At 62.5% G+C, this 17,800-nt stretch carries 16 protein-coding genes and 1 pseudogene; 12 read left to right on the top strand and 5 right to left on the bottom strand.

What is annotated here, in order from left to right:
• Positions 1-9 precede the first annotated feature (9 nt).
• Positions 10-201, top strand: coding sequence for a hypothetical protein (locus tag ACP156_RS21590; RefSeq protein WP_425053458.1), 192 nt, complete (start codon positions 10-12; stop codon positions 199-201).
• Here ACP156_RS21590 and ACP156_RS21585 read toward each other — a convergent pair.
• From ACP156_RS21585 to ACP156_RS21575, 3 genes are read right to left on the bottom strand one after another with little or no spacing between them, the layout of a single operon-like run.
• Entirely contained in the window at positions 198-947 is a 750-nt protein-coding gene (locus ACP156_RS21585; RefSeq protein ID WP_425053457.1) for an SDR family oxidoreductase, read from the bottom strand. The genes ACP156_RS21590 and ACP156_RS21585 overlap by 4 nt on opposite strands.
• Positions 934-1,716, bottom strand: coding sequence for an SDR family NAD(P)-dependent oxidoreductase (locus ACP156_RS21580; protein WP_425053456.1), 783 nt, complete (start codon positions 1,714-1,716; stop codon positions 934-936). Before ACP156_RS21580 ends, ACP156_RS21585 begins: the two co-directional genes overlap by 14 nt.
• Positions 1,713-3,545, bottom strand: a complete 1,833-nt coding sequence (locus ACP156_RS21575) for an FAD-dependent oxidoreductase (RefSeq protein ID WP_425053455.1) — start codon at positions 3,543-3,545, stop codon at positions 1,713-1,715. The genes ACP156_RS21580 and ACP156_RS21575 overlap by 4 nt, the downstream gene beginning before the upstream one ends.
• Positions 3,546-3,549: 4 nt before the next feature.
• Between ACP156_RS21575 and ACP156_RS21570 the strand changes: the two genes are divergently transcribed.
• The 9 genes from ACP156_RS21570 to ACP156_RS21530 all read left to right on the top strand — a co-directional run bounded on the left by ACP156_RS21570 (position 3,550) and on the right by ACP156_RS21530 (position 13,705).
• Entirely contained in the window at positions 3,550-4,452 is a 903-nt protein-coding gene (locus ACP156_RS21570; RefSeq protein WP_425053454.1) for a helix-turn-helix domain-containing protein, read from the top strand.
• Positions 4,453-4,542: 90 nt separating this feature from the next.
• A complete protein-coding gene (locus ACP156_RS21565; protein WP_425053453.1) occupies positions 4,543-5,118 on the top strand; it encodes an NIPSNAP family protein in 576 nt (191 codons plus the stop codon).
• Positions 5,119-5,140: 22 nt separating this feature from the next.
• The gene (locus ACP156_RS21560; protein WP_425053452.1) at positions 5,141-6,316 is read left to right on the top strand and encodes an acyl-CoA dehydrogenase family protein; all 1,176 of its coding nucleotides are present in this window, start codon (positions 5,141-5,143) and stop codon (positions 6,314-6,316) included.
• Positions 6,316-7,839, top strand: a complete 1,524-nt coding sequence (locus tag ACP156_RS21555; RefSeq protein WP_425053451.1) for an acyl CoA:acetate/3-ketoacid CoA transferase — start codon at positions 6,316-6,318, stop codon at positions 7,837-7,839. Before ACP156_RS21560 ends, ACP156_RS21555 begins: the two co-directional genes overlap by 1 nt.
• Positions 7,840-8,059: 220 nt before the next feature.
• Entirely contained in the window at positions 8,060-9,772 is a 1,713-nt protein-coding gene (gene acsA, locus ACP156_RS21550; protein WP_425053450.1) for an acetate--CoA ligase, read from the top strand.
• Complete coding sequence (gene pdhA, locus ACP156_RS21545) at positions 9,769-11,766, top strand: pyruvate dehydrogenase (acetyl-transferring) E1 component subunit alpha (protein ID WP_425053449.1); 1,998 nt, start codon at positions 9,769-9,771, stop codon at positions 11,764-11,766. Before acsA ends, pdhA begins: the two co-directional genes overlap by 4 nt.
• Entirely contained in the window at positions 11,766-12,938 is a 1,173-nt protein-coding gene (locus ACP156_RS21540) for a dihydrolipoamide acetyltransferase family protein (protein WP_425053448.1), read from the top strand. The genes pdhA and ACP156_RS21540 overlap by 1 nt, the downstream gene beginning before the upstream one ends.
• Positions 12,935-13,195, top strand: coding sequence for an acyl carrier protein (locus tag ACP156_RS21535; RefSeq protein WP_425053447.1), 261 nt, complete (start codon positions 12,935-12,937; stop codon positions 13,193-13,195). Before ACP156_RS21540 ends, ACP156_RS21535 begins: the two co-directional genes overlap by 4 nt.
• 222 nt (positions 13,196-13,417) lie before the next feature.
• Positions 13,418-13,705, top strand: coding sequence for an SH3 domain-containing protein (locus ACP156_RS21530; protein ID WP_425053525.1), 288 nt, complete (start codon positions 13,418-13,420; stop codon positions 13,703-13,705).
• Positions 13,706-13,980: 275 nt separating this feature from the next.
• Here ACP156_RS21530 and ACP156_RS21525 read toward each other — a convergent pair whose 3' ends face one another.
• Positions 13,981-14,958 (bottom strand): DUF808 domain-containing protein, encoded by a 978-nt coding sequence (locus tag ACP156_RS21525; protein WP_425053524.1) that lies wholly within the window; start codon positions 14,956-14,958, stop codon positions 13,981-13,983.
• 227 nt (positions 14,959-15,185) lie between these two features.
• On the opposite strand from ACP156_RS21525, the pseudogene ACP156_RS21520 reads away from it, so the two are divergent.
• Positions 15,186-15,347: pseudogene (locus tag ACP156_RS21520) on the top strand (IS6 family transposase); the annotation flags it as partial.
• A 115-nt stretch (positions 15,348-15,462) separates the two neighbouring features.
• Here the strand turns inward: ACP156_RS21520 and ACP156_RS21515 are convergent.
• Positions 15,463-16,548 (bottom strand): UDP-3-O-(3-hydroxymyristoyl)glucosamine N-acyltransferase, encoded by a 1,086-nt coding sequence (locus ACP156_RS21515; RefSeq protein WP_425053446.1) that lies wholly within the window; start codon positions 16,546-16,548, stop codon positions 15,463-15,465.
• 461 nt (positions 16,549-17,009) lie between these two features.
• Here ACP156_RS21515 and ACP156_RS21510 point away from each other — a divergent pair, with 461 nt between their 5' ends.
• Positions 17,010-17,786 carry an SDR family NAD(P)-dependent oxidoreductase gene (locus ACP156_RS21510; protein ID WP_425053445.1) on the top strand — a complete coding sequence of 259 codons (777 nt, stop codon included), beginning with the start codon at positions 17,010-17,012 and terminating at the stop codon, positions 17,784-17,786.
• Positions 17,787-17,800: the final 14 nt, after the last annotated feature.

Genomic DNA, 17,800 nt, shown 5'->3' with positions numbered 1-17,800 from the left:
GGATCGAACGTGAACCAACTTGGTCAGCGCCTGCCGCGTTTCAAAGGTACGAAAATGCTTGCAGGAATCGAGGCGATGGACCGCACGGCGGCCAGTGAGCTCGGCATTTTCAGCGTTCGGCTTTGCGATCCGCTTTATCACGCCCGCCCGTTTCGCCATTTGCGACCGCCGCGCCGCGCGATTTGCGGATTGCTTGGTTAGGACGCGTCGCCGAAATCGCCGAACGCCGCCCAACCCGCATCGACGGATAGCGTAACGCCGGTGATGGCACTCGCGGCGGGTGAGGCGAGAAACCAGATGGCTTCCGCGATCTCTTCAGGATCGATGAGCCGCCCCTGCGGCACACGTTTCTTGATGGCTTCAAGATCGATGCGCCCTGCTGCGACCAATTTTTCCACGAGCGCTGTGCGGGCATAGCCCGGGGCGACCGCATTGACCCGGACGCCCGATCCGGCCCATTCGGCGGCCAGCGAGCGGGTCATCATCGCGACCCCGGCCTTGGCGGCACCGTAGGCGTTGCGGCGGGGCAGGCCGACGACGCCCGCGATGGATGAGAGGTTCACGATCGCACCGCTTTCTTGCGCGATCATGCGCCGTCCGCATTCCCGGGCCATCAGGAACGCGCCTGCGAGATGGACGTCGAGAACTTTTCGGAATGTCTCCAGGTCCTGCTCGACAGTGGGCAAGTGGCTGTCGCCGATGCCCGCGTTGTTCACCAAGACATCGATCCGCTCCAGACCGCTCGCCAGCGCGCAGACTGCCGGCTCGTCGGTTACGTCCAATCGGTGCCCGCTGTGTTCCGGCCCCAATGCCAGCGCCGCGTCCTCTGCGCCCTGAAGGTCAGCAATGACTACCCTGTATCCGCGGCCGGCAAAAAGCGCTGCAGTCGCACGCCCGATCCCGTCCGCGCCACCGGTGACAAGCACAACAGGCTTAGTCATCAGCATAGCCGGGCCGGGGGACGTGGCTCATCAACGTTTGGGCATAGCCGCCATCGACGATGACCTCTTGGCCGGAGATGTAGCTGGCGCGGTCGGAGGCAAAGAAAACAACGGCCTCGGCAATATCCAGGGCGCGACCGATCCGGCGAAGTGGCACAACCTTTTCACGGGCGGCCCTGGTTATGGGATCGGCATAAAACGCCTCAGAGAGCGGTGTGCGGACAAGGCCCGGTGCGACGACGTTCGAGCGCACACCTCGCGGCCCCCATTCAAAGGCGAGTTGCCGGGACAGCATCGAGACCGCCGCTTTCGACGCCGAATATGCGTTGGAGAATGCTTGCTGGTGGTTGCCTGAAATGGACCCGACATGAACCAGAGCGCCAGACCCGCGTTCAAGCATCGCGGCCCCGAAAGCCTGTGCGCTTCGCAGATAGCCTGTGAGGTTCACGTCCAGCATGGCTTGCCAAGCCGCGATGTCGACCTCGTCGAGACTGCCGGGGCTTAGGAAGGCCGCGTTGTTCACAAGCACATCGGCGGGGCCAAGCGCGGCCTCTACCTTTGCGACCGCTTCCGCGACCGATGCCGGGTCTGTCACGTCGCAGCGGATACCGAGACCGCCGATTTCGTTGGCCGAGTCCGTCGCCGCCGCGCCATCCAGGTCAAGCAGCGCGACGTTTGCGCCCGCACCCGCGAAGGCGCTGGAAATCGCCTTGCCGATGCCGCCGCCTGCGCCGGTGACCACCGCGACCTTTCCCGTAAGGCCGAGCCAGCTCATGTGCTCACCCCAGCGAGGTATCGGCCGGTGATGTATCCGAAGGTCATCGCCGGGCCCAATGTGATCCCGGCTCCGGGATAATTTCCGCCCATGATCGAGGCGCGGTCGTTGCCGACTGCGAATAGTCCCTCAATCGTCGATCCATCCTCGCGTTTCACTTGTCCCTCGACTGTCGTCTTGAGCCCGTCGAACGTACCAAGATCGCCCATGACGATCTTGAGCGCGTAGAACGGGCCCTTTTGGATCGGCCCCACGCAGGGGTTCGGTTTGTGCTCGGGATCGGCGAGATAGCGGTTGAAGCTCGTTTTGCCGCGCCCGAATTCCGGGTCCTCGCCGCGCACCGCGTCCTTGTTGTAGGTCGCGACGGTCGCCTCTAGCGCGGCGGCGTCGATGCCAGTCGCGCGGGCGAGTTCGGCGAGCGTGTTGCCCTTCTGGAGGTAGCCATTCGAAATATACTTCCCAAGTGGCACCGGCGCGGGCTTTGCGAAGCCCAGCCCGTATTTTCGGATCGTCGGATGGTCGCAGACAAGCCAGGCGGCGGTCTCTGTCTCACCGTGGCAGGCGCGCATGAGCGCGGCGCCCACATCGTGGTAGCTCTCGCTTTCATTGGTGAACCGCTTGCCCGTTTTCAGCACAGCGATGATGCCCGGCTTGTAGCGATCCAGCAGGTGCGGGAATGCACCGAACTTGCCGCCGCCCATCGGGACTTTTGACACGGGCATCCAGGCAGAGGTGTCGTTGAACTCGACGGGGGCATGGCCGCCGATATTCTCGGCCAAACGAATGCCGTCGCCGGTATTGCCCTCGGGCACGGGCGAGAAGTGTTCGCCGCCGCGCGCCAAATGGGGGTAGGCCTTTTTCAGTTTTTCAATGTCATGGGCGAACCCGCCCGTGGCGATCACAACGGCCTTGTTTGCCGTCAGAACCGCGCCGGGAACGCGCACGCCGGTTACGCGACCGGCCTCGACAAGCAGTTCCTCGGCGGGGGTCTCGGTGTAGACAGGGATATCGAGATCGAAGACCGATTTCGCCAGCCGCGCCGCAAGCGCGTTGCCCGAAGTCACCTGAATGCCGCGACCATAGCGTGCCATTTCCGCGAAATGCTTGACCATGCGTTTGGTGACATACGCAAAGCTCTTGGCGCTTTTGGTCGCGTTGAAGAAGTGTTTGATGTCGGCGTTCGACGAATTGAACATCATGCCCATGAAGGTGATCGTCGCGAGTGGCGGGCGCAGACGTTTAAGGTTCTCGCCAAGCGTTGAGGTATCGAAAGGGGCCGCCAGAATGGACCGCCCCACATCGACGCCGCCCGGCACATCCGGGTGGTAGTCAGGATAAAGCGTCGGGACGAACTTGACGGAGGTCTCGCGTTCGAACCAATCCACCATCTCGGGACCGGCATCGATGAACGCCTCGACCGCGTCGGCGGCATAGAAGTTGCCGGTTTCTTCCTTCATGTACGTGATCGCGTCTTCGCGGCTGTCCTCGATCCCTGCGTCGGCCGCATAGTGGCTGCGCGGGATCCAGAGCACGCCGCCGGAAAAAGCCGTCGTCCCGCCGAAAACCGGCTCCTTCTCGATGATCGCTACGGACAAACCGTGTTTTTTCGCGGTGATCGCGGTGGACATTCCCCCCGCGCCGGAGCCGATGACGACAACATCATAGGTCTCGTTTCCCTTGGGCCGCAGGCTCATGTGCTCCTCCCATTTGACTGCGGTGCGATTACGCCGGAGCGGGCGCTTGAGGCCAATGGACAGGACGGCATTTTTGTTGGACAATTCGATAGCGGCGCCATCTGTGGGAGGAGGCGCGATCAGATGGGGAGTCAAGGCGTTGACTGTCGGAGCACCTGCTCCAAGCTTTTATCTGTATGGAGATGAGCAACTCGATGAGGATCTCGACACGATCCATGTCGAACCTATTCGCGAGCGCTCTTTGCGACACGATTGGATTATTCACCCGCATCTGCATCCCGACCACGTGCAAATTCTCTGGATTGCCGAGGGCGGCGCACGGTTTGTGATCGAGGGCGAAACCTATGTGGCGTCAGCCCGTTCCCTGGTCGTGCAACCGGCCGGCGCGCTCCACGAAATCCGGTTCGAGCCCGGCACAGAGGGGCGCGTTGTCACGGCTGCGGTGAGCTATGTCGAAGCCGTGGCGCGCGATGATCCCCGGCTGATCGCGATCACGCGTACACCCGGTGTCTATTCAGTGCCAGATGACAGCCCCTGCGGATCGACGGTGCCGCAGCATTTCAACCAGATCCTGACCGAGGCCCACTGGGATGCTCCGGGGCGGCGGACCGCCATCCGCGGGTGTTTTCTGAACGTGCTGGTATCGCTTCTGCGGGTGGCCGAGAACCGGTCAGGTGCCGAACCTTCGCGCCAGGATCGGGACTTTGAATTGGTCACACGCTACCGGGCCGCCATCGAGACGCATTTCCGCAGTCAGAAATCCTTGGCCTTCTATGCGCGCAACATCGGCGTTTCGACGCAAAGGCTGAATGCAGCATGCAGGCTGCGCGCCGGACGGACGGCGTCAGAGGTGCTGTATGACCGGATCGTGGTCGAGGCAAAGCGCTGTCTGCTTTACACAGAAATGACCGTGGCCGAGATCGGGCATTCCATCGGCTACGAAGACCCCGCGTATTTCAATCGCTTCTTCTCCAAAAGGGTCGGCACACCGCCGGGCACTTTTCGCGCCGAAGCGGCGACCACGACCCGCGTGGGTGGCTGAAGGATCGTCCAACACAAAATTTCAATCGTCCATTTCGGTAGGCCTCTTCAGTTTGCATGTTTTGCCCGACACCAGTCGGGAGGAGCATGTGTGTTTTTTGAGCTTCGGACCTATGACCTGAAGCCGGGCAAGGCTACGGTATATCTGGAGTTTTTCCGGACCTTCGGCCTTGGCCTCGTTACGCGCCACTTGCCGTTGGGTGGCTACTGGATGACGGAATCCGGTGCTCTCAATCGCATAGAACATCTTTGGATCTACGAGAGCTTCCAGGAGCGCGATGCCTGCCGCGCGAGCCTTCTTGCCGAGCGTGCGTGGATGGACGATTTCATTCCCAAGGCCTTTGTCGATGTCGTGGCGCAGCAGAACCGGATCATGTTGCTGGAACGGTCGTCGCCGAGCTTCGACGATGTCATCGCGTCGCGGCGCAATTCCCATCCGAACGAAGCCCAAAGCGCCCCGATGTTCGCGAACCGCTTGAATGGTTTGTCGTACTCGGGCTCGGCGCTTTCGGGGGATGCGCTTGCTGGTTTCCGGGTCGTTTCCGGCACCGCGCCCGGCAGTCACGTGACCCTTACTGCCAATGATTTCAACACGCTGACGGCCCCGGAAGACGGCGTCTTTTACCATGAAATTCTTCGCCCGCTCGGCTTTTCGCCGCTGCGCTGAGGCCCCAGACAAGGACTGACCGATGGACTTTGAGATTTCTTACGAACAAAGACTGCTCGTCGACACGGTACGTGACTTCATCAAGAACGAATTGGCCCCCTTGGAGCAAGGTATCGAAGACACGGGCGTGCTGGATGATGCAACCGCGAAAGCGGTTTTCGAGAAGTCCTCGGCGCTGGGACTTTACGGGATGAACGTGCCCGAAGAATTCGGCGGGGGCGGGTTGTCCTGCCTCGATCAGATGATGCTCGAAGAGCAGTTCGGACACACGACTGACATTCTCATCCGGCGCGCCTTCGGCAATGTCTACGAGGTGCTTTTCTCCTGCGAAGGGCCGCAGATCGACCGCTGGTTGAAGCCGGCGGTGACCGGCGAACGCGTGTGTTCCATCGCGTTTACCGAGCCCGGCGCGGGTTCGGACGCGGCCGGGATCAAGACGCGCGCCGTGAGGAGGGGTGACAAGTGGGTGCTCAACGGGATGAAACACTACATCTCCGACGGCGCGTATTCGGATTTCTTCGTGGTCACAGCCGTCACCGATCCCGACAAGGGGCATCGTGGGATTTCGATGTTCCTTGTCGACAAGGGCGTGGCGGGGTTCAAGATCGGGCGCGACCAGCCGATGATGGGCATTCGCGGCACCTCGCATCTCGAGTTGCATTTCGACGATGTGGAACTGACGGACGAACATCTTTTGGGTCGCGAGGGCGAAGGGTTGAAACTCGCCCTTTCCGTGCTTGGCCGCGTGCGTTTGGCGCAGGTCGCGGCGCGGGCGATTGGAAAGTCGACCAAGATCCTCGGCATGACCCTCGACCACGCGCGGGACCGCAAGCAGTTCGGTCAGGCGATTGGCGATTTCCAAATGGTGCAGCAGATGCTCGCGGACAGTGCGATCGAGATCAACGCGGCGCGTGCCGCGCTTTGGCAATGCGCGTGGGAATTGGACGCGGGAATGGATCCGCGCGCGAAAATCTCCGCACTCAAGGTGCAAGGCGCCGAGACACTGGGCCGGGTCGTGGACCGCGCTGTGCAGATCTTTGGCGGCATGGGGTTTTCCAAGGATCTTCCCATCGAGCGCTACTACCGCGATGCCCGTATCTACCGCATCTTTGACGGAGCGTCCGAAGTCCATCGCAGCGTGATCGCAAAGTCCATGCTCAAGGGCGGCAGCGCCATTTTCGACCCTTGGAGCGCATGATGCGGGACAAGTTCATGTCAGCCAGCGAAGCCGTGGCGCTTGTGCCCGATGAGGCAACCATTGCCATCACGGGCGGGGGCGGCGGCTTGTGCGAGGCGATGCTTTTGCAAGAAGCGATTGAGACGCGCTTCCTCGACACGGGTCATCCGCGCAACATGACGCTTGTGCATGCTTTGGGGATCGGTAACCGCAAGGGCACCGGTGTCGGGCGGTTCGCGCACGAAGGCATGGTCCGCAAGGTCATCGGCGGGCATTGGGTCTGGTCGCCGAAGATGCAGGAAATGGCCGCAAAAAACGAAATCGAAGCGCATGTCTTGCCGGGGGGCGTCGCCATGCAGCTTATGCGCGAGATTGCGGCGGGGCGTCCGGGGCTTATCACCCATGTCGGGCTTGGCACTTTCATCGACCCGCGCGTCGATGGCGGGCGGATGAACGAAGCCGCCAAGGACCCGCTTTGCGAGGTTATGCAGATCAACGGTCGTGAATACCTGCGCTACCTACCGTTTCCGATCCATGCCTGCCTGCTCAAGGGCTCGATTTCGGATGACGAGGGCAATATCTCGCTCGATGAAGAGCCAGCCAACGTGGACACCTATGCCATTGCCGCGGCGGTGCACAATTCAGGCGGCAAGGTGATCTTCCAGGTGCGAAAGCGCGTGCCCGCCGGAGCCTTGGCTGCGCGGCAAGTGCGCGTTCCGGCGGCCATCGTGGATGCCATCGTCGTCGATGGCAACCAGACGCAGGGCTATGAAATCGCCTATGATCCTTCGATCTCCGGTCAGTCGCGCACCGAATTGCCGCCGCCAGCGGACCCGGGGTTTTCACCGCGCCGTATCGTGGCAAATCGTGCCCGTCAGGAATTGGTGGACGGGGCCATCATCAATTTCGGCTACGGTATTCCCGACGAGATTGCCACCATCGTCGCCGCCCGGGGAGACACCGGGCGTTATTACCAGACGATCGAACATGGCACCTACGGCGGGCGGCTTTTGACCGGAACGTTGTTTGGTTACGCGCAGAACGCGACCTGCATGATCGATGGTCCGAGCCAGTTCGATTTCTACAGCGGTGGCGGTCTCGACATCGCGTTCTTGGGTTTCGGACAGGTCGACGCTGCGGGCAACGTGAACGCGTCCAAGCTCGGCGGCCTGCCGGTGGGCCCGGGCGGGTTCATCGACATCGCGCAGAACGCTCGAAAGGTCGTGTTCGTCGGCACCTTCGATGCGAAAGGCGCGCAGATGGAAACGGGACATGGCACACTGACCATTCAACGCCACGGCGAGATCCAGAAATTCGTCCCGCACGTCGATCAGATCACCTTCTCCGGTGCGCAGGCTCTCAAACAGGGGCAAGAGGTGCTTTATGTCACGGAACGCGCCGTCTTTCGTTTGTCCGAGAAGGGGCCGTCCTTGGTCGAGATCGCCCCGGGAGTCGATCCAGATCGCGATGTGATCGACCGCATGGGCTTTGTGCCTGATGTGCAGCTGACCGGGGCGATGGATAGCGGCTGCTTTTGCCAATGAGAGGTTAGTGACCGGCGGACGTTTGTCATGCAAATCCGGCCGCAGGGGCATAACGTCGGCTCGTCCTTCGGCAGGGCACACCGCCCCGCTTCGAGCGGTTCAGGGCGAGCGCACGGATGATCCGCCTTGCGGTGGAGCATTCCCTGCGTGGGTGGCCAAATTGACCTGAATCATGTTCGCGCCTCAAGGAGCCTGCCAGGCTCTCGGCAGGAGGAGAGCCATGGAACAGACGGAATCGACGATTGTCACGTCGGTCCGTGTGGCGGCTAACGATCCCTGGTCTCAGGCTCGGGATCTCATCGACGCCCCGGACGGCTTTATCAACATTGCATATGAGGCGGTCGACCGACACGTACTGCACGGTCACGGCTCGGACCCGGCGATGCTGTGGCTGGGAAAGGCGGGCGAACGGCGGGAATTCGACTATGCCGATCTCGCCGGGCAATCGTCGCGGTTCGCCAATGTTCTGGCTGCGCACGGTCTAAGCAAGGGAGACAGCGTATTCGTCCTGATGGGACGGGTGCCAGAGCTTTACGTCGCCGCGTTGGGGACGCTGAAGGCAGGTTTGGTGTTCACGCCACTGTTCTCTGCCTTCGGACCCGAGCCCATTCGAACCCGGATGGAAATTGGCAGCGCGAATGTGCTGGTCACCACGCCGCAACTCTTCAAGCGCAAGATTGCGGGCTGGGCTCATGAACTGCCATCGCTGAAGCTTGTGCTGATCGTCGGTGAAACCGCGCCTGACGGATGTACCGCGCTTGGACCTGCCATGGCGGCCGCATCGCCGGAATTCGAAGCGGTGAAAACCGGGCCGGAGGACCCGGCGCTGATCCATTTCACGTCCGGGACGACGGGCAAGCCGAAAGGGGCTGTGCATGTCCACGAAGCGGTGCGTTATCACGCCTACTCCGGTCGAGAGGCCTTGGACCTGCGCCCCGGCACTGTCTACTGGTGTACGGCGGATCCCGGCTGGGTCACGGGCACCTCTTACGGGATCATCGCGCCGCTGGTGAACCGGACGCGGATGATCGTGGACGAAGCGGAATTCGACCTCGATCGTTGGTATGGCACCGTCCAACGAGAGAAAGTTCAGGTCTGGTACAGCGCCCCGACCGCTATCCGGATGCTCATGCGGTCCGGTGCTGAGGCGGCGGCACGCTATGATTTCTCATCGATCCGGTTTCTTGCCAGCGTCGGAGAACCGCTGAACCCCGAGGCGGTGCTCTGGTCTGAAAAGGTGTTCGGTCAGCCGTTCCACGACAATTGGTGGCAGACCGAAACCGGCGGCATCATGATCGCCAACCGGCCGGGAATGAAGGTCAGGCCGGGCTCGATGGGCAAGCCCATGCCCGGCATCGAGGCGGGGATCGTCGAGCGCGACGGGGAGGGGGTGCGCGAGCTGAAGGCCGGTGAGATCGGCGAATTGGCTTTGCGACCGGGCTGGCCGTCGATGATGCGCGCCTACCTGCACGAAGAGGCGCGGTATCGGATGTGTTTCGTCGATGGCTGGTACCTTTCGGGTGACCTCGCGATGCGCGATGCAGAGGGGTATTTCTGGTTCGTCGGTCGGGCGGATGACCTGATCAAGACGTCCGGCCATCTCATCGGCCCGTTCGAAGTAGAAAGCGCATTGATAGAGCATCCCGCGGTCGCGGAAGCCGGTGTGATCGGCGTGCCTGACGAGACGGCGGGCGAAGTGGTCAAAGCCTATGTCACGCTCAATCCAGGCTTCGCACCCGAAGAGGATCTGGAGCGCGACATTCGTGGCCATGCTCGAAAGAAACTGGGTCCGGCGGTCGCCCCGCGCGAGGTGGTGTTCCGAACGACCCTTCCCAAAACCCGTTCCGGCAAAATCATGCGGCGCTTGCTCAAGGCGCGCGAACTTGGCCTGCCCGAGGGCGACATTTCCACGTTGGAGGGTGACGAGACATGACCGTGGTCGACAAGCCAAAGCTCGATCGGACGCATGTTCTGGCGCTGTTGGGCGCCATGATCCGCATCCGCAGGTTCGAGGACAAATGCGCCGAACTTTACACGCAGGAAAAGATCCGCGGCTTTCTGCATCTGTATGATGGCGAGGAAGCGATCGCGGCCGGTGTGATCCCGCTGTTGGAGGACGGTGACAGGGTCGTCGCCACCTATCGCGAGCACGGCCACGCTCTGGCCCGCGGCGTGCCAATGACGAAGATCATGGCCGAGATGTACGGAAAGGCCGAGGGGTGCTCGGGCGGGCGCGGGGGCTCGATGCACCTGTTTGATGCCGGGACGAATTTCTACGGCGGCAACGCAATCGTCGGCGGCGGGCTTCCATTGGCCACCGGTCTTGCGCTGGCGGACCGGATGCGCGGCGAAAGCCACGTCACCGCCTGTTTCTTCGGCGAGGGCGCAGTGGCCGAAGGCGAGTTTCACGAGGCGATGAACTTGGCCGCACTTTGGGACCTGCCGGTGCTTTTTGTCTGCGAAAACAACGGATACGCGATGGGGTCGGCCCTGTCGCGAACCGAGGCAGAGACCGATATCCACAAGAAGGCCGCGGCCTACGACATCGACGCGTGGCAGGTCGACGGGATGGATGTCGTCGCGGTCGAAGTCGCGGCCCGCAAGGCGCTTCGTCAGGTGCGAGAGACGGGTAAGCCGGTGTTCCTGGAATGCCGAAGCTATCGTTTCCGGGCGCATTCCATGTTCGACGCGCAGTTGTACCGCGACAAGTCCGAGGTCGAGGAATGGCGCAAGCGCGGCCCGATCCTGAAGTTCCGCGAATGGTTGCTGCAAAGCGGTCTGGTTCATGAAGGCGACATCGCGGATCTGGAAGAGCAGGCCGATAAGGAAATTGCCGAGGCCGTCGCCTTCGCCGAGGCCGGAACATGGGAGCCGGTGGAACGCCTGACGGATAACGTGCTGGGGCCGCAGCAAGAGCCTCCCGCTGGGGCCGTGCCCTCTGGCGAGACGGTTCAGACGACCTATCGCGAGGCGATCCGGCAGGCGCTGCGCGAGGCAATGCAGAAAGATGACCGCGTGTTCCTGATGGGCGAGGATGTTGGCGCCTATGGCGGCTGCTATGCGGTCTCCAAGGGCCTGCTGGAAGAGTTCGGCGACGGCCGGATCCGCGATACGCCGCTGTCGGAAAGCGGCTTCACGGGCGCCGGGATCGGCGCAGCGGCGGCAGGGATGCGGCCCATCGTCGAATTGATGACGGTGAACTTCTCGATGCTGGCGCTGGACCAGATACTCAACACCGCCGCAACGCTTCGCCACATGTCCGGCGGGCAGTTCGGCGTGCCCTTGGTGATCCGGATGGCGACCGGGGCCGGCAAGCAGCTTGCTGCGCAGCATTCGCATAGTCTGGAGGGCTGGTATGCCCACATTCCCGGCCTGAAGGTGCTGGCCCCGGCCACGTTGGAAGACGCGCGCGGCATGCTGTGGACGGCGCTCGAGGACCCGGACCCGGTGCTGATCTTCGAGAACGTCATGCTGTACAACATGACAGGCGCGATTGACGCGAACGCCGGGCCGGTCGGCATCTCTCGGGCTGCGGTTAGGCGCGAGGGCAGGGACGTCAGCCTGATCACCTATGGCGGGTCGCTGTTCAAGACGTTGGAAGCGGCGGAGACGCTGGCGAAAGAAGGGATCGAGGCCGAGGTCATCGACCTGCGTTCGCTGCGACCTCTGGACGACAAGACCATCATGGCTTCGGTGTCGAAGACGCGCCGTGCGCTGATCGTGGACGAGGGCTGGCGCAGCGGATCATTGGCGGCAGAGGTTTCGGCCAGGATCATGGAACAGGCGTTCTGGTCGCTGGATGCGCCGGTGGGGCGTGTCTGCTCGGCCGAGGTTCCGATCCCCTACGCCAGACACCTTGAACAGGCGTCGATCCCACAGGCTGCCGGTATCGTCGCTACGGTCCGCGACATGCTGGGGGCGGATTGATGGGTGTCTTCCGTATGCCGTCGCTGGGGTCGGACATGGAAGGCGGCAAGCTTGTCGAGTGGCTGGTCGCTCCGGGCGACACCGTCACGCGCGGGGATGTCATCGCCGTTGTGGAGACCCAGAAGGGAGCCATCGAAATCGAGTGCTTCGAGGAAGGCACGGTTCGGGAGTTGCAGGCAGATTTGGATCAGGACCTGCCGGTGGGCGCACCCATGGCATTGATCCTCGCGGCAGGAGAGCAGGACGCGGCGCCGACACCCGAGCCGCCCGCCACGCCAGCGAAAACGCCGGAGCCCGCTTTTGCAAAGCCGGTCGCTGTCGTGGCGCCGACCGCCGCCCCGCCATCCGGGCGGACGGCGGCCTCGCCCGCCGCACGGGTCCGCGCAGGCGAGCTTTCAGTCGATCTGGCCACCTTGGAAGGCAGCGGCCCCGGCGGTGCGGTGCTGTTGGCGGATGTGGAAGGGGCGTCCGCGCCCAAACACGACAAGCCGGCGAAGCGCCTTGGGCAGATGGACGAGATGCGGAAGGCCATCGCCGCCGCGATGACCCGCTCCAAGCAGACGATCCCGCACTATTACTTGTCGGAAACCATCGACGTGCAACCTGCGCTCGACTGGCTGGCGGCACGAAACGAAGGAGCCGCGCCGGACAAAAGGATCCTGCTGGGCGCGCTGATGGTCCGCGCCGCCGTTCTCGCTGCAATGAAGGTCAAGGTGATGAACGGCCATTTCATCGACGGCGCGTTCCACGCGGCAGACGGTGTGAACGCCGGCGTTGCCGTGGCGCTTCGCGGTGGCGGCCTGGTTGCGCCCGCGCTGATCGGGGCGGACCGGATGAGCTTGGACGAGACCATGGCCGGTATGCGTGACCTGGTTTCGCGCGCACGGGCAGGGCGGCTGCGGTCGTCGGAGATGACCGAGGGCACCATCACTATTTCCAGCTTGGGTGAGACGGGGGCAGAAGCGATGACCGGCGTGATCTTCCCTCCGCAGGTCGCGCTTGTCGGCATCGGCGCGCCCCATGTCCGTCCCTGGATCGTGGATGGCGCGGTGGCGGCGCGCACGGTGGTGACGATGACGCTTTCAGCCGATCACCGCGCCAGTGACGGCCGCCAGGCTGCGCGTTTCATAAATGACTTCGAAACCCGTATCGCATCGCCGGAGACACTATGACAGACCCAGACATCCGCGCCATCTATCTGGAAGAGCTGGTCAAGATCGCCCCCGATCTCGACGCCGAGGACATCGCGAACGAGGATCACCTGCAGGACGATCTGGAACTGGACTCGATGGACATACTGAATTTCGTATCGGCGCTTCACGCCAGGCTGGGCATCGATATTCCGGAAGTCGACTATCCGAGGATTGCCACGCTCTGGCAGGCGCAGCCGTATTTGCTTGCCCGGCTCCGGGACGAGTCCGGCGGCTAGGCTGCGCGCCGTCAGGCATGCTTCGATCAGCTGTCGCGTCCGGGCGCAGCCCCACGACCCCGGCCAGCTGGAAGCAAGACCGAACCGCCGCGCGGCAAGCTGATGCTGACTGATGCGGCGCGGGGACGGGCCCCCAGCCCCTTCGCCCGGACCTTCCCTGCGCCATTGTCCGGGCGGCCAAAACCGGGCACTAATCGCTCAGGAAATTCGCGTGGCATGGATATGAACAAAACTCTCGCAACAGTCCTGATCGCTTCGACGCTTCTTGCCGGGTGCGGCGCTGCGCTTGGAACGAACGCTGTTGTCCATCGTGTCGGGCAGGACGATCTTCTGAAATTGCGGGCAGGCCCGGGGCTTGGCTACCGCGTCATACTGGGCCTGCCGGATGGGACCGAACTTCTGAAGCGTGATTGCGTGACCGAAGTGAGCCAACTCTGGTGCCGGGTGTCCCTCGCCAAGGCACAGAACGTGACCGGGTACGTGTCGGCGGACTACCTGAAATCTCCCTGACCATCGAAAACGTCCGGCGACCTTTGTCGGGTCTATCCGGCTCTTGGCCGTTGGGGGAGTAACCACGTCGGATGACAACGCGCACCACGTCTCCGGTCCCATGGCGGTGCGCCAAAGGGCCCCGGTGCGGTTGATCGCAACGCAGCCGCTAACCGAGAGCCGATTTCAAGAAGAATCGGCCAGACGCTCTTGCTCATTGGCGCGGTCTCTGTGAGGCATAAGGGCAGTCAACCTGCCTCTGTAAAGACAAGCCCCCACCCGCGCTGGCAGCACCTTCACCCGGCCTTCGCAGCTTCACGCTTTCGGAAAATCGCAAGCGCCGGATCAATCGCAAACTTCGCGACCGGGATCAGCAGCAACCCGATCAGAAGCCCGGCCAATCCATCCAGAACAGCGGTCACGATCCACTCTATTGCGCCGGACATCGATGGCGCCGCTGATGCCGCCGAAACTGCAAGGTCGTGGATGATGTCATAGGGTTCGTGCAGGCCCAACTCGTGCAGCCCGTGGAGGATGATCGATCCACCAACCCAGATCATCGCCGCCGTGCCGACCACGACCAGAAGCCACATGAGCTTCGGCATTGCGCGGACGATGAAGACACCTAGCTTCCGCGTGATCGACAGCCGCCCGGCGGACGCCATGTGCAAGCCGAGGTCATCGGCCTTCACGATCAGCGCGACAGCGCCGTATACGATAACGGTGATCATCAAACCCGCAACTGCGAGCGCGGCAGCCAGGAACCAGATCGACAAACCCTCGGGCAGCGCCGCAAGGGTGATCGTCATGATCTCGGCCGACAGGATGAAGTCAGTCTTGATGGCCGCCGCGACCTTCTTCTCTTCAAGGTGCGCATCCTTGAGCTTGGCCGCGTAGACCTCTTCGGCGTGGTGATCGTTCGGATTGAGGGCGTGCCAGACCTTTTCGGCGCCTTCAAAGCACAGATAGGCACCGCCCAGCATCAGCAACGGCGTGATGGCCCACGGCGCAAACGTCGAAAGCAGCAGCGCGAGCGGAAGCAGTATGACCAGCTTGTTGAACAGCGACCCCCGCGCGATCTTCCAGACGATCGGGATTTCGCGGTCGGCCGAGAACCCGTGAACGTATTTCGGAGTCACCGCAGCGTCATCGATCAATGCGCCTGCTGCCTTGGAGGATGCTTTGACGGCCTGCCCGACGACATCGTCTACCGAGGCCGCCGCCACCTTGGCGATTGCTGCAACGTCGTCGAGAAGCGCCAGAAGTCCGCTCATGTCATGTCCTCTGCCGTTTGGCGCCAACCGCGAAGACCGGATTGCCTTGGGCTGCACTGAGGAATGAAATAGTTCTCTACGATCCAAGGCAACAGATAGCGGGTGTGATGTTCAGGAAAACACCGCGTCGGCCAGATAAGCGAGACGAAGCAAGGTTCGGACTTTTCCGCAGGTGATGTCAAAGCAACTTGGCTTTCGGCGGGCGGGCTGAACAGCGTCTCGGGAGGATGGAACGCTCCGCTTCCTGCGATTTTAAGACGCCGCCCGAGATCATCCGTTTGGCCGTCATGCCGTTCACCCGTTTTCCGCGTGCGCTGCGGACTGCGCAGGATTTGCTACACGAGCGTGGTGCCGATGTAGGGCGCCCTTCGATCCGGGGCTGGTGGTCGTCTTGCTGCGCCGGCTGACTGCCGCGGTCAGATCGCAGCACAAGGGACAGCCTTCAGCCCTCGTGGATACTGGTGCGATTTCCATCGAAAGCACGCGCTGAGAGCGTCCGGTTTCCTACTCGTCGCGGTTGGTAAGCGTCGTTTTCAGCAAGTTCACTTCGCGGAACAGCCGGGGTAGGCGGCGCAGCGCCTTGTAGCTTTCAACGTGGGTCTTCATCTGGACGGCTGGATAGCCGGCCATCACTCTGCCTGCAGGCACGTTCGACGCGACCTTGGAGGCGCCCGTGATGACCGAACACGGGCCGACGGTAACGTTGTCGGCGACGGAAACGTCTCCGCCCAATACGACATGGTCGCCAATCTTCGCTGATCCGGCCACGCCGGCCTGCCCGCAGAGAAGGCAATCCTCGCCGATTTCGACGTTGTGGCCGATCTGGACCTGGTTGTCGATCTTGGTGCCGCGCCCAATGCGAGTGGCGCGGATCGTCCCACGGTCGATGGTGGTTCCCGCGCCGATCTCGACGTCGTCACCTATCTCGACCGTTCCAAGAGAATGGATGCGCAGCCAGCTTTGCGCCTGTGCCTCGACCGTGTTGGCCATGGTTTCTCTTGCAGTTTCGGCGGCGGCGGCTTCTGGGGTGACGAAGGAAAAGCCATCGGACCCGATGACCGCATTCTGGTGCGCGATCAGCCGGTCGCCGGCGCGGACACCGGGACCGAACCGGACACCCGAATGAAGGATGGGATCGTCGCCGATCACCGTATCGGCGCCGATGGTCACATGCCCGTCTATTCTGGCCCCGCTGCCAATCCGCACGTTTGGCCCGATCAGGACAAATGCGCCGATCGAGGCACCGGGACCGATTTCCGCAGTCTCATCGATCACCGCACTGGCATGGATGCCGGAGCGAAACCGCGGCCCCTTGTCCAGCATCGAGGTCAGGCGGGCCATTGCCACTCGGGCGCGATCCACAATGATGGCGGCGTCCAGTCCTAGCGCCTCCCATTCAACTCCCTGCCACAGGATCGCGGCCCGCGCCTTGCCGGTTTCAAGTTCGGCCGCATACTTCGGCGCCATTGCAAGGGCCAGATCATCGGGCCCGGACAGGGCGGGTTCGGCTACGCCCCGGATAACGAGATCAAGCTTCCCGTGGGCCTTTGCCCCCAGTCCGGCGGCGATTTCGGCGATCGTGAAGGGCATCTTTGGCGTCCGGGAAATGAAATGGGCGAATAACGGCGACCTTAGGAGAGTTTCTGGCTGCTCTGAAAGCACAAAACACCTGCGTTCGCGGCCTTTGGAGTACGGCCCAAGCCAACGCTGTCCAGAACGCGAGGGTCGAGGTGGGATTGAACGGCGCTGTCAGAGCAAACACGCTCGCGGCGCGAAAGGGGGGGGAGTAGCTTCGCCGGACAACGAAACGCGCCCCGTTTCGCGCCTTCAAGGCATCGCCTGAGATCACCTGTCTGGCGATCTTGATGGACCGCCGGTTGCCGCTGCGGTGGCGGGTTTGCCAATCCTGTCGGTCGTCAGATCGATGCGCTCGGGCGGCGATGAATTTTCTCCCTAAGATCAATAGCTTTACGCTGATATTTTAAGCCTGAACAATTTCTCTTGACTATTTGGCATATAGGAATAACAAATTTGGTAAATGAAAATACCAAATGTTTCGGAATGGAGGCACGGCCGCTATGTCGCACCGGCTTGAAGGACAGACTGCCATTATCACCGGCGCTGCGCAGGGGCTTGGACAGGCCATCGCGCATGGGCTTTGGCTCGAGGGCGCTTCGGTGGTTCTGTGCGACATCGACGCGAAGGTCTCCGAAGCCGCAGAGAGCATTTCGCCGGATGGCGCGCGTGTGTCTGTGCGCCAGTTCGACGTTGCCGACGAAGCTGCCTGGGACGAGGTTGTGACCTCGGTGACGGCGGATCACGGGTCTCTTGAGATCGTAGTGAACAACGCGGCAATGACGGTATCCAAATCGGTCTGGGATATCCCGGTCGATGAATGGGACCGTGTCCTCGCCGTGAACCTGCGCGGAGTCTTCCTGGGCTGCCGTTCGGCGGGCCGGGTGATGAAGCAGGCGGGATACGGGCGGATCATCAACCTTTCCTCGCTGGCAGGTCAGCGCGGCGGTGTTGTCGCGGGTGCGCATTATTCGGCGTCGAAAGGCGGCATTCTCGCGCTCAGCAAGTGCTTCGCTCAGGAACTGGCGGGCGATGGCGTGACCGTGAACTGCATCGCTCCTGCCGCGATCGAAGGCCCCATGAGCCGGGCGATGCCGCAGGAGAAAGTGCAGGGTCTTGCCCGCACGATCCCGGTTCAGCGGCTGGGTCAGGATACAGAGGTCGCCGCTGCCGCGGTCTACCTTTCCGATCCCGCCAACGGCTTCGTCACCGGCACGACTCTCGACGTGAACGGGGGCGTCTTGATGCGCTGACCCGGTCACCTGAC

This window comes from Psychromarinibacter sp. S121 (assembly GCF_049801035.1).
Lineage (GTDB): Bacteria > Pseudomonadota > Alphaproteobacteria > Rhodobacterales > Rhodobacteraceae > Psychromarinibacter.
This window is presented reverse-complemented; position numbering and strand designations above follow the sequence as displayed.